Source organism: Rhodopseudomonas sp. (assembly GCF_036404135.1).
Lineage (GTDB): Bacteria > Pseudomonadota > Alphaproteobacteria > Rhizobiales > Xanthobacteraceae > Rhodopseudomonas_A.
The window spans coordinates 1-12,186 of the sequence record NZ_DASWPE010000146.1 but is presented as its reverse complement, the minus strand read 5'-3'; the positions used below and the strand labels follow the sequence as shown (position 1 = coordinate 12,186).

The following is a 12,186-nucleotide window of genomic DNA, read 5'->3' as shown; positions in this document are numbered from 1 at the left end:
AAATGGTCGCCCTGATCGCCGTCGCCCGAAAGCTCCTCACCACCCTCAACGCAATCCTGCGGGACAATCAGCCATGGCAAAACGCTTGACAACCAAGACAGTCGCTGAGGCGCCCGAGCAACGCGAGGGCCTCGAAGGATGCGGCTGCAAGCACCGCGCGGAGTTAGCACAGCGCACGGCCCATCCTTCGAGACACCCGACTTCGCCCTGCGGGCTTCGCCGGGTTCCTCAGGATGACGCCGGAGTGGGCCAAGTAAGAGGGCGCCATCGCAGCGCCCCCTGCGCCATCATGCGGGCCGCTGGGCTCACCTGCCACGCACCGGCGCCGTCATCCACCCGCCGCGCACCGGCGCCGTCACCGACCCGCTGCGCCCCCAGCGCCGTCATCCTGAGGCGCCCGAGCAACGCGAGGGCCTCGAAGGATGCGGCTGCAAGCACCCCGCGGAGTTAGCAAAGCGCGCGGCCCATCCTTCGAGACACCCGGCTTCGCCCTGCGGGCTTCGCCGGGTTCCTCAGGATGACGCTGAAACTGGAGCAGCGCGGGGAGCGCCCTACAGGAACTTGACCAGGCTCATCTTGTAGAGATCGGAGGTGGTTTGATACGACGCCTGCAGCGCGGTCTGCAGCGCCAGGATCTTGGTGGCGACCTCGTCGTTGTTGATACCCTCGATGGAATCCAGCAGCGTCTGCGAGATCACCTTGCTCTGGGTCTGCCGGTCGGTGGTGGCCTTGATCGAGGCCTGGGCGCCGGCGAAATCCGCCTGGATGTCCTGGATGGTCTGCGTCCCCGGGATCACCGCGAGGTTCTGCGCGATGCGCTGGTTCAGCGCGGCGATCTTGCCGTTGGCGTTGACGTCGGTGACGTTGGTGGTCACCGCGGCGAACACCGCGACGTTCTGCAACTGGGTGCGCAGCGCCTGCTCGTTGGCGCGGGCGCCGTAGCGCACGGTGATGGCGTCGTCGATCCGCGCCACCGCGGTGCCGCGCGCGGTGTCGGTCTGGCTGGCCGAGGTGTCACGCTCGCCGACATACCAGATCACGGTGTCGGCGGCGGTGCCGTCGACCTGGGTGGTCGAGGCGGCAAAATTCGGCCCGCCGGCGACCCGCTGCGGCGGATCGTCGAAGAAATCTGTGCCGGCCTGCACCGCCGAGGCCGCCGCCATCGCGCCGTTGGCCAATTGAGTCATCGACTTGCCGAGTTCGGTGTTGAGGTTGGCGGCGGTGGCGGTGGTGTCGGCGCCGATCAGGAAGGTGTTGGCGTCCATCGGCGTCTTCGCCGTCGTGGTCGCGGTCATCACGATGTCTTCCGAGGTGCCGTCCGGCATCGTGAAGGTGAACTTGACGGTGTCGCCCTCCTTCGGCAGCGTCGCGCCGAGATCGACCGACATCGACTTCTGCGCCGCGGGTGCCGGCGACACCGGCACCGCGGGCTGTGTCACCGTGGCGCCGACGATGTTGGTCGACACCGCCGACACCTTCATGCCGTAGGGCTGCGCCACCGCCGGCGGCGGCGCCGTCAGTTCTTCCTCGGTGACCTGCACCGTGGTCGGCGGCGCCGCCGGCAGCACGCCGATCGCGGTGCCGACCCGGCCGTTGGCGTTGACGCCGAGGTCGGCCTGCTTGCGTTCGCCGATCACCTGCTTCAGCCCGGCGATCGCCGCGCCATTGCCGTTGAGGATCTGGTCGGCCGCGGCCACCGGCGGCGCGTCGGTGATGCGGCCGCCGAACAGATAGCGGTCGCCGGATTGCGCGTTGAGCATGTCGACGGAATCGAAGAAGTCGAGATTGGCGGTCTTCTGCCCGGCGGTCTGTCCGGTGTTGTCGATGGTGCTGCCGGCGCTGACCGCGGCGCCCTTGACGTCGGAATTGATCGCCACCAGCCGCTGCAGCGACAGGTTGGCGACGTTGATCCTGGTGTTCACATTGGTCGCGGTGTCGGCGTAGCTGCTGTAGGCGTTGAGCTGGGCGCGGATGCCGAGCGCCATGCTGCGGCCGGAGCCCTGCCCGGCATAGGTGGTGGAAATCTTGCCGCTGGCCAATTGCTCGGTCAGGGTATCGAGCTGGCTGCGCAGGTTGAGGATGCCCGAGCCGATGTAGGAGGTTCGTCCGCTGACGCCGTCGATTGCCATGGTTGACCTCAAAATGCCTGCGTCAGGGTCTGATACATCTGGTTCACCGTCGACATCACCCGCGCGTTGGCGGAATAGGCATTCTGCAACGACAACAGATGCGCCATCTCCTCGTCCATGTTGACGCCCGAGGTCGTCGAGTATTTCTGCTGCAGCGAGTTCAGCACCACGGTCTGGCCGTCGGAGACCTGTGCGGCGGACTGCGCGGCGGCGCCCTGCTGCGCGGTGAACTGCTGCATGAAGCTCAAGAGCGTGCCCTTGAACGGCGCGCTGGTCGAGCCGACCCCGGTCCGCGGCGAATAGCTGTAGGTCGACTTGGTGAGCTGCTTGGTGAGGAAGTCGGCGCGGGTGCTGTCGCCCGAGGCGGTGAGCGGCGCGGTGTTGTACACCACCAGCCGCGACGGATCGGCGACCAGGCCGTTGTTGACGCTGAGCCGCTGCGCCAGCCCGGTGATCTGCGACCCCGAGGAACTGATCGCGCCGCTATAGGCCGCGCCGTTGTCGGTGAACAGCGCCACCTCCGGGCCGCCGCTGGTCAGGTTGGTCGGCGACAGCGTGGTGGTCACCGAGGCCGCACTGACGGTGGAGAAGCCGGCATTGTTGAGCACGTTGATCGAGCTGCTGGTGCCGGTGAAATACAGGTTGGAGGGGTTCAGCGCGGCGTTGAGCTGGGCGATCACCGTACCGGGCTGCGAGAAGTCGATGCCGACCACGGTGTCGTTGGGGTCGTTGGTCGCCGAATTGGCAAGCGGCAGCACCGAGGGATCGTCGACCCGCACGATCGAGACGTTGCGCTGGGCGCCGGTCGTGGCGTCGGTCACCGTGACGTGGATGACGTTGCCGGCCAGCATGTCGGAGGTGTCGACGTTGATCCCGGCCTGCGGCGCCGGCGCCGGGGTGATGGTGGTGCCGGCGGTGGTCTGGTCGGACAGCGAGCTCGACAGCGTCGCGGCGAACTGATCGAGCTGGTTCTGCGCCTCGACCATGGTCTTGTCGCGCACCTCGATATAGGCGGCGATTTCGCCGGACTTGATCGAGGAGGTCAGATCGATCGAGCCGCCGTTAGAATAGCTGACCTTGACCGAGCCCAGCGCGCTCTTCGAGGGGTCGGCGTTCCAGGTGGTGCTCGGCGTCACCGTGCCCTGGGCGTTGAACGACAGCGTGGCGGCCTCGTTGCCGACCAGTTGCACGCCTGAGCCGGTGAACACCGTGACCTGATTGGCGCCGTTGGTGGTGACGCGGATGTCCATCAGCTGCGACAGCTTGGTGATATATTGGTCGCGCTGGTCGAGCAGTGCCGCGGTCGAGGAATCCGTCGAGGTGCCGCCGAGCGGATTGGTCTGCAGCTTGTTGTTGATGTCGGCGATCTGCTTCATCAACGTATTGGCGGTGGAGACCGCGTCGTTGATGCCGGTTTCGGCGGCGCCGCGCAGCGTCTGGATGCCGTTCGACATCGCGTTGAGCTGGCCGGCGATGTTCTGCGCGGCGTTGATCACGCCGATCCGCGCCGACTGGCTGTCCGGGCTGGTGCCGAGCGCCTGCACCGCGGCGGTCAGCGCGTTGAAACTGTCCTCCAGCGTGCCCGTCGAATCCGGATTGCCGTACAATCCCTGCAATTGCTGCAGGAAGTCGGATTTCAGCGAGGCATAGCCGGCGCCGGAGGTTTCGGTGCGCAACTGGGTCTGGACGAATTCGTCGAGCTCGCGGTTGACGCCGTTGACGTTGACCCCCGACCCGGTCGAGCCGGTGTTGGTGGTGACCTGGTCGACGGTCTTTCGAACGTAGCCCGGCGTCTCCGCGTTGGCGACGTTCGACGACACCAGCGACATCGCCGCCTGATTGGCGCGAAGCCCGGCCATTGCGATTGAAAGTGCGTCACCGAGACTCATGACTGGCTACCGTTCCAAAACATCGCGCGCAGCGTCCGCGCCTTAACGGATCACGTTCAACAGGTCCGAAACCATGGTATTGGCCGTGGTGATCACCTTGGTGTTGGCCGAATAGGCCTGCTGGGTGACGATCAGCTTGGTGAATTCGTCGGCGATGTCGGTGTTGGAAGCCTCCAGCGACGAGCCGGAGATGCTGCCGCCCTTGCCGAACAGCGCCGCGCCGGATTCGTTGGTGACCTCGAACGCGCCGCCGTCGATCCGCTTGAGGAAATCGGCGCCGTTGAAGGTGGCGACGCTGACCTCGGCGAGGTCGATGTTGCGGCCGTTGGAATAGGCGCCGACCACGCGGCCCTCATTGCTGACCGAGACGCTGGTCAATTGCCCGGCGGCGTAGCCGTCCTGCTGCAACTGGTTGACCTGGACGTTGCCGTTGGTGTCGGCGAACTGGGTCAGCCCGCCGGTGCCGAACGACATCGTGACGTTGCCGAGCGACACCCCGCTCACCGTCAGGCCGCTCAGCGTGATGGCGCCGATCACCGGATTCATTTCGCCGTTGCTGCCGAAGGTGAAGTTGGTGCCGACGTTGACCCAGCTCACCGCGGTGCCGGTCGCGCCGGGGTTGGTCTGGTAGAACATGTTCCAGGTGTCGGTATGGCCGGCGCCGAGCGTCGCGGAATCGGTCTTGGCCCAGCGCAGCTGCACGTTCACCGGGGCGCCGTTGCCGTCATAGGCGGTGGTGGCGCCGCCGGAGATCGACTCGTCGAGAAAGGTCTGGTTGTCGGTGCCGATCACGGTGCCGGTGCCGACCGAACCGCCGCCGGTGCGCACCACGGTGACCGGGCTGGTCAGGCCGAGCGAGGCAAAGCCGGCGCTGGTCGAGATGATCGACAGATCATGCGCGGTGCCGGTGTGCAGCACCACGCCGCCGCTGGTGACGGTGGACGGGGTGACGACGTTGCCGGACAGCGCGTCGATCTTGCCGAGCAGGTTGGTGATGGTGCTGTCGACCGGGATGTGGGTGGCGTCGTCGAGCCCGCCGGAGGCGGTGACGGTGATGTCGGTGCCGTTCACCTTGACGGTGTCGCCCACCGCGAAATTGACGCTGGTGGAATCCGAGGGCGCCGCGCCGCTGAGCAGCGTCGCGCCGGTGATCGCCACGCCGTTCTTGTTGTTGACCTGCAGCCCGGTCTTGGTGTTGTCGCCGAACACCGGCGGCTGGGTGCCGTTGACCTGCGGGTTGACGGCGAAATCCGCCGGCCGCAGCAGTTCCGAACCCGGCACCGAGGTGTCGTGCTTGGTGGTCAAAGGGTAGCTCGCCAGGTTGGCGCGGTAGCTGATCTTGGTGGTCTGCTGCGACGGCAGGAAGTCGTTCTGGAATTTCAGGATCTGCGGCGCGCCGCCGGACGGGTTGCCGGTGCTGGAATCGATCGGCACGCCCTCCAGGTAATAGCCGGCGCCGTTGACCAGGTAGCCGTTCTTGTCGAGCGAGAAGTCGCCGCGCCGCGTGTAGTTGTTGACCCCGGTGAACACCGGGTTGTTGTCGGTGAACGAGCCCGGCTTCTGCACCGCGAAGAAGCCGTCGCCGTTGATCGCCATATAGGTCGACACCGAAGCCGACTGCACCGAGCCCTGGATGGTGTTGGTGCTGCGCGAATTCGCGGTCACCGAGCCCGCGAGCTGCTGGTCGTTGCCGGTCTGCGGGATGAGATCGAGGAACGAGGTGTCGATCCGCTTGAACGCGGTGGTCTGCGAGTTGGCGATGTTACCGGAGATGTTCTCCAGCGCGTAGGACTGGGTCCTGAGCCCCGCAACGGAGGTGGTGAGAGCGCCGAAGATACCCATTACATCGTCTCCAACTTCGATCCGGGCGGCCCCCGGTCATGCCCAAGGAGGTGGCCGCATCGAAGAGCGACGTCGCAAGCCCCGTGCCAACCGGGCTTTTTGAGTTGTTTCAGAGTGTTACAAAAGTTCCCCGGGGCCGCGACCGGGGCGGAATTGCCGGGCCGGGTAATATTTGCCGGGACAACCCGGTCGGTCGCCGCCCCGGCATCGCCGAATCGCGGCGCTGGTTGGGGCCGCCTTCGGCGCGCCGGCTTTGAGGCAAATCAGCGCGGCGGGGTTCAGAACGTGACATCTGGCTGCGACCGGCGGAGCCAGATAGATGAGTGAGTTCGAGATCGCGCAACACGTTCTGCAGTGCGTGCAGCAGTCGGCCTGCGCGGCGCCGCCGGCCGCTTTGGCGATGCTGAAGCCGTTGACCCGGTTTATCCGCGGCGACGGCGGCGTGCATCCGCTGGAGCTCGACGAGGCGCGCTCCACGGCCTTCCTGGCGATCTGCGACTATGCCAAGGCGCTGCATCGCGGCCAGCCGGCGGGGCAGCTCTGGGCGGTGGCGGTCGCCGCCACCGACCAGTGGCGAGCGCTGGCGAAGCGATCGGGCTGCGTCGCTCAGCTCGCGCTCGGCGCGGCCGGGTGAAACACCAGCGCGAATCCGTCCATGCAGTAGCGTAAGCCGGTCGGCTGCGGGCCGTCGTCGAAGACGTGGCCGAGATGGCCGCCGCAGCGCCGGCAATGGATCTCGGTGCGGGTCATGCCGAACGTGGAATCCTTGCGCTCGCCGACCGCGTCCGGCAACGGCTGGTAGAAACTCGGCCAGCCGGTGCCGCTTTCGAATTTGGTCTCCGAGGCGAACAGCGGCAGGTCGCAGCCGGCGCAGGCGAACGTGCCCTTGCGGTGCTCGTTGAGCAGCGGGCTCGCGCCGGGCCGTTCGGTGCCCTCCTCGCGCAGGATATGGTACTGCATCGGGGTGAGCTGCTGCTTCCACTGTTCCGGGGTCTTTTCGATCTCGAATTTTTCCGCCGCCCGCGCCTCCTGCGGCCGCAGCCAGCGGAACCCGAACAGCGCGGCCAGGCTGGCCACCGAGGCGAGCAATAAACGCCGGTCCATCATGATGTCTCCGTTTCGCTGCGACCCGCGCGGGCGCCGAGCGGGGTGCTGCTGCAGATACGCATCCGGAGCGCCGAAGTTACGCCGCCGCTGGTGCCGGCCGCTCACTTTGTCGCGAGAAGCGCGGGGTGCCGCTGGCGCCGCGATTTGTCGCGAAAAGGCGCCGACACGCGCGCTGACTTCACCTCTCCCCGCTTGCGGGGAGAGGTCGACCCGGCGAAGCGCTAGCGAAGCCGGGTCGGGTGAGGGGGCGCCTCGACAGAACGCAGCGCCCCCTCACCCGCCGCGACAAGCTTCGCTTGTCTCGCCACCCTCTCCCCGCAAGCGGGGCGAGGGGACGGTGTTGCGCCGCTCCCATTCGATTCAGCAGCCGAAATAGCAGCGCGCCCTCACACCGGGCCGCCGCCGCCGGGCCGCCGCGGCTCCTGGCGGCTCTTCAGCGCGGCGCTGCGGGCCATCTGGCGGCGCACCTCGTTGATCAAGTCCCGCGCCCTCGCCCGTTCCCGCCGCCGCGCCAGCAGGCCGTGCATCGCGGCGCGGCCGCGCAGCGCGCTGCCGATCAACTGCCCGGCGACGCGGCCGATCCGGCCGCCCGCCCACACCAGTTCGAACGGCGAGAACGCCTTCCAGCGCTCGTCGCCGGCGAGCAGCCCGTCGGCGATCAACTGCCCGGCCATCGCCGTGGTGTTGAGGCCCTGGCGGCCGAACCCGCTCGCCACCCACAGCCCGCGTTGCAATTGCCCGATCTGCGGCATGCCGTGCACGGTCTGGCCGACGGTGCCGCTCCACACTTTCTCGATCGGAACCGGGCCGAGCTGCGGGAAGATGGTGCGGATCCGCCGCGCGATCAGGCCGGCGAAGCGCGCCGGCTGCACCGCAAAGCTGGTCTCCGGGCTCGACCACAACAGCCGGTCGCCGCCGACGATGCGGTAGTGATCGATGCCGTCGGTATCGCTCACCGAGCCGGCAAAGCTGATCGCCTGCGCAAGCTTGTCGCCGAGCGGCGCGGTCAAAGCGGCATAGCGCCACACCGGCAGCAGCGTGTCGGACAGACGCTGCAGCGGCGGGCCGAGATGCACGTTGCCGGCCAGCACGATCTGCGCCGCGCGCAGCCGCGCCTGCGGGGTGAAGATGCGCTTGCGGATGCCGGCCGGATCGATGCCGATCGCCGGGGTGTCCTCGTAGATCCGGGCGCCGGCTTCGACCGCCAGATCGGCCAGCCCCTGCAGATAGCGGCGGCCGTCGAGCTGGAACGCGGTCGGGTAGTGTACGGCGTGGAAATAGCGCTCGGTGTGCAGCACCCGGCGCACCTGGTCGACTTGCCAGCCCTGCACCTCGGTGCCGAAATCCTCGCCCAGCATCTGCAACCGGCTGATCAGCTTGTCGCCGATCTCGACATTGGAGACCTCGAGCGCGCCCTCGGTCAGCGCGACGCCCGGAATCAGCGCCGCGGTGCCGCGGACATAATCGGCGCCGTCCTTCGACATCGCCCATAATTCGCGGGTCGGCTCGAAACCGATCCGCTCGATCAGATCGGAGATCGGCACGCCGAACCCCGGCATCACCGTGCCGAGCTGATGGCCCGAGGCGTTCCAGCCGGCGTTTCGCCCCTCCAGCACCGCGACGCTGAGCCCGCCCAGCGCCGCCTCGCGCGCCACCGTCAGCCCGGCGAGGCCGGCGCCGATCACGCAGACGTCGACGTCGAGATCGATGCCGAGCCGCGGCCGCGGTTGCGGCGCCGGCACGGCGGCCTGCGCATCGATCGGGCCGGCAACGGTCACGGTCTGGCTGGTCATCCGATTTACTTACGGAGCCGCCGGCGGCTTGTCACCTTGTCCTGTGCCCGCTTCTCGATTAATCCGCAGGGGAAAACCTGTTTTCCGTTACTGCCCTGTCCGAGAATGCGCCATGCGCCGATTGATCCTGCTGCGCCACGCCAAGACCGAGTCCGACGCGCCGAGCGGCAAGGACCACGACCGTAGGCTCGACGACCGCGGCCGCGAGGACGCCGCCGCGATCGGCGGCTGGCTGGTCGGCCAGCAGCTGCTGCCGCAACTGGCGCTGGTGTCGAGCGCGGTGCGGGCGCAGCAGACCTGGGCGATCGTCGGCGATCAGATCCCGGCCGACGCGCCGCAGCCCAGCGTGATCCACCTCGACGAGCTGTATTCCGCCACCCCGGCTTCGATGCTCGGGCTGATCCGCGAGGCGCCGAGCCATCCGCACATCGTGTTGCTGATCGGGCATAATCCCGGGCTGCACGAACTGGCGCTGGGGCTGAGCTGCAGCAATGGCGGCAGCGAGCCGAAGCCGCTGCCCGGCAACATGCCGACCGCGGCGGTGGCGGTGATCGATTTTGCGGTCAGGCAATGGGACGACGTCGGCTTCGGCGGCGGCCGGCTGGTGCAATACATGACGCCGAAGCTGTTGAAGGCGCCGCACGGTCATTGAGCCTCGGGAATTTCGCGACCGGGTGTGCTAGACCGCGCGCTGCGGGATCGCGCCGGTTGCGCGACCGCGGCCATGGAGGCGGAGATGTTCAAATCCATTCTGGTGCCGATCGACCTATCCGACACCGACCTGACCAAGCCCGCGCTGGATACGGCGGCGACGCTGGCCAAGACCTATGACGCCAGCGTGCGGCTGTTGAACGTGCTGCAGATGACGCCGGTGATGCTGGCCGAATACGTGCCGGCGGATTTCGACACCCAGCAGCGGCAATCCTCCGAACAGGCGCTCGCCATCATCGCCCAGGAATCCGGCATTGCGCCGTCCAAGATTTCCACCGTGGTGCGGCAGGGCGGCGTCTATCACGAGGTGCTGGAAGAGGCCACCGCGGTCGGCGCCGACCTGATCGTGATGACCTCGCACCGCCCGGCGATGCGCACCTACTTCCTCGGCTCCAACGCCGGCCATGTGGTGCGCTACGCCACCTGCTCGGTGCTGGTGGTGCGGCACTAAGTGCTGCGCGGCTGGCCGGACAGCTCGGCAAAGCGCAGCGCGCTGCCTTTGTCGCAACATTGCTTGCTTGTTATTGCTTATGGCTATGAGGAGCGGGCAGAGCGCACTTCAGCGGCGAGCCGCCTGAACATTTCAACGGGTCGTCCCTGCCTGCGCAGGGGCGACTCATGGAGGGGCCCTGCTCGATCGCCGCTATGCGCTGCGAAGCCAACATCGTTATAGGCGATTGCCTTGTTTCTGTGATCGTCCTGCCTCACACCCCGCCCGCTACGGCACCAACTCCTTCGGCAACGCGTCGAACGTGTAGTTGCGCGGTTTGTTGCGGCGGATGAAGCCGCCGATCTGCCAGCCGAACAGAGCGGTGAAGCCGAGGATGAAGACGATGCCGGCCCATTCCCCGGTCGCCACCGCGCGCGCCAGCAGCCCGGCCATCGCCACGCCGAGCAGCGTCAGCACCCCGAGCCCTGCGTTGTAGACGAAAGGCTTCAGCCCGCCGAACAGCGCGGCACGGCTGCCGGCCTGCCGCATCCGCTGGTGCAGCGCCGTGATGAAGCCGCGATAGGCTTGGTCCTGCGGCGCCATCAGCGCGATGGTCTGCCACGAGGTCGACAGGATGCTGATCCGCTCGCCGCTGCCGTAGCTGACGTCGGCGCGAAACCGCCGCGACTGCATCGACATCGGCCGGTAGCTCAGCCGCACGCTGGCGATCTTGTCGTAGCGCCACAGCCCGGATCTGCCGCCGGCCTGCCAGATGAGCCCCTCGTCGGTGAGTTCAAAACTCCGGCCGCCGCCGATCAGCGACGCGCGATAGGCGTAGCGGCGGCCGGGCTCGTCGGTTACCGGCGTGGCGGCTGGCTCAGTCACAGGGTTTCCTTCGAGGCCCTGACGTTTGCCTCAACCGCGGCTTTGTCCTACAACCGCAGCGATCCGACAAGCCCCGCGAGCGCCCGATGGCTGAGACCGCTTACTTCCCGCGCCGGCTGATCTTCGCCGCGGCGCTGATCTCCGGCGTGCTGCTGGCGCTGGCGCTGCACATGACCGGGCAGCGCTTCGGGCTCGACCTCGCCGGGCTGTGGCGCTCCGATCAGGGCGAGGTCATGCCGGCTGGCGCCGCGCTGGCGTGGTGGCTGATCGCCACCGCCGGATTCGCCGGCGGTTACTTCACCGCCAAGCTGATGCACAGCGCGGTCGCCGGCGTCATTCCTCCGCGGATGCGCCAGTTCCTGATCGCGCTCGGCGTATTGGTGCTGGCGGCGGCCGGGCAAGCGGCCTCGGCGCCGAATGCGATCCCGACCGCCAACGGCGTGCTGGCCGGACTAGCCGCGCTGGCGCTCGGCGCCGCGATGGCGTTTTGCGGCGTGCACTTCGCCTTGACCAAGGCCTAAACACCAATTCTGAACGTCCGCGGGCCGACGCCGCCAACGCCAGCTCCACCCGGCGCAAAGCAAACGCCGCGCCGGGGGCATCCCGGCGCGGCGCAAGCGGTGTCAGGTGATGGCGGTCGCGATCAGCCGGCGGCGCGCAGGTTGATCTTGCTCTCGGCCAAGCTGGTCAGCTTCTTGTCGGTGGCCTTTTCCTCGTCGAGGGTCTTCTGCAGCACCGCGGCGCAATCATTGCGGCCGAGCTGCTTGGCCCACGCCACCAGGCTGCCGTAGCGGGTGATCTCGTAGTGTTCCACGGCCTGCGCGGCGTTGATCAGCGCGGCGTCGAGCACCGACTTGTCGTCGACCTCGCCGGCGACTTCATCGGCTTCTTCGATGATGCCGTCGATCGCCGGACACTCCACCGCCTTGACCTCGGCGCCGTGCATCTTGAACACCTCTTCAAGGCGCTGCACATGCACTTCGGTCTGCTCGCGGTGATCTTCAAAACCCTGCTTCAATGCCGGCTCGGTGGCCTTGCCGGCCATTTTCGGCAGCGCCTTCAGAAGCTGTTTCTCGGCATAATAAATATCCTGCAGCTGGTGCACGAACAGGTCATCCATCGTCTTGATGTCGCGCGTGAACAGTCCCATGGCTATCTCCGGTGATTGGAATGAAGCCGGCCCGACCCATGCGCATGCGGCGCCTTGTGTCGTTTGGTCGCGTCTCATTCGGTTGCAGATACCACCGCTAACCGGTCACTTCGGGACATGTTCCTGGCGGCGGGCGCCCTTCCCCATGGAACATGCGGCTTTCGGGCCTATATCAATGCCGAAGCAAAGACGCCGGATTTAACGTGCAAATCCAGCCGGATTGCAGCATGGCGGGAATGTGACGAAATCG

The 12,186-nt window shown here is 67.2% G+C and carries 11 protein-coding genes; 4 read left to right on the top strand and 7 right to left on the bottom strand.

The features are described from left to right. Positions 1-551: 551 nt before the first annotated feature. Genes VGC77_RS17865 through VGC77_RS17855 form a run of 3 tightly spaced genes read right to left on the bottom strand, consistent with a single transcriptional unit; the run spans position 552 to position 5,860 of the window. Positions 552-2,129 carry a flagellar biosynthesis protein FlgL gene (locus tag VGC77_RS17865; protein WP_331172913.1) on the bottom strand — a complete coding sequence of 526 codons (1,578 nt, stop codon included), beginning with the start codon at positions 2,127-2,129 and terminating at the stop codon, positions 552-554. 8 nt (positions 2,130-2,137) lie between these two features. Next, a complete protein-coding gene (flgK, locus tag VGC77_RS17860) occupies positions 2,138-4,018 on the bottom strand; it encodes a flagellar hook-associated protein FlgK (RefSeq protein WP_331172912.1) in 1,881 nt (626 codons plus the stop codon). Positions 4,019-4,060: 42 nt separating this feature from the next. Then, positions 4,061-5,860: a flagellar hook-basal body complex protein gene (locus tag VGC77_RS17855; RefSeq protein WP_331172911.1), complete on the bottom strand. Its 1,800-nt coding sequence runs from the start codon at positions 5,858-5,860 to the stop codon at positions 4,061-4,063. Between the two features lie 319 nt (positions 5,861-6,179). Here VGC77_RS17855 and VGC77_RS17850 point away from each other — a divergent pair, with 319 nt between their 5' ends. Beyond that, positions 6,180-6,494: a hypothetical protein gene (locus tag VGC77_RS17850; RefSeq protein ID WP_331172910.1), complete on the top strand. Its 315-nt coding sequence runs from the start codon at positions 6,180-6,182 to the stop codon at positions 6,492-6,494. On the opposite strand, the gene msrB is transcribed toward VGC77_RS17850, so the two are convergent. Together msrB and VGC77_RS17840 are read right to left on the bottom strand one after the other, a co-directional pair. Further along, entirely contained in the window at positions 6,467-6,967 is a 501-nt protein-coding gene (gene msrB / locus VGC77_RS17845) for a peptide-methionine (R)-S-oxide reductase MsrB (RefSeq protein ID WP_331172909.1), read from the bottom strand. The genes VGC77_RS17850 and msrB overlap by 28 nt on opposite strands. A 386-nt stretch (positions 6,968-7,353) precedes the next feature. Continuing rightward, a complete protein-coding gene (locus tag VGC77_RS17840; protein WP_331172908.1) occupies positions 7,354-8,760 on the bottom strand; it encodes an FAD-binding oxidoreductase in 1,407 nt (468 codons plus the stop codon). A 112-nt stretch (positions 8,761-8,872) separates the two neighbouring features. On the opposite strand from VGC77_RS17840, the gene VGC77_RS17835 reads away from it, so the two are divergent. Both VGC77_RS17835 and VGC77_RS17830 read left to right on the top strand, forming a co-directional pair. Next, positions 8,873-9,412, top strand: coding sequence for a histidine phosphatase family protein (locus VGC77_RS17835; protein ID WP_331172907.1), 540 nt, complete (start codon positions 8,873-8,875; stop codon positions 9,410-9,412). Positions 9,413-9,496: 84 nt separating this feature from the next. Beyond that, on the top strand, positions 9,497-9,922 hold the full coding sequence (locus VGC77_RS17830) for a universal stress protein (RefSeq protein WP_331172906.1): 426 nt from the start codon (positions 9,497-9,499) through the stop codon (positions 9,920-9,922). Positions 9,923-10,189: 267 nt separating this feature from the next. On the opposite strand, the gene VGC77_RS17825 is transcribed toward VGC77_RS17830, so the two are convergent. Next, the gene (locus VGC77_RS17825; protein WP_331172905.1) at positions 10,190-10,786 is read right to left on the bottom strand and encodes a hypothetical protein; all 597 of its coding nucleotides are present in this window, start codon (positions 10,784-10,786) and stop codon (positions 10,190-10,192) included. Between the two features lie 86 nt (positions 10,787-10,872). Between VGC77_RS17825 and VGC77_RS17820 the strand changes: the two genes are divergently transcribed. Next, positions 10,873-11,307, top strand: coding sequence for a hypothetical protein (locus tag VGC77_RS17820; RefSeq protein ID WP_331172904.1), 435 nt, complete (start codon positions 10,873-10,875; stop codon positions 11,305-11,307). Positions 11,308-11,429: 122 nt separating this feature from the next. On the opposite strand, the gene VGC77_RS17815 is transcribed toward VGC77_RS17820, so the two are convergent. Continuing rightward, on the bottom strand, positions 11,430-11,936 hold the full coding sequence (locus VGC77_RS17815; RefSeq protein ID WP_331172903.1) for a ferritin-like domain-containing protein: 507 nt from the start codon (positions 11,934-11,936) through the stop codon (positions 11,430-11,432). Between the last annotated feature and the right edge of the window lie 250 nt (positions 11,937-12,186).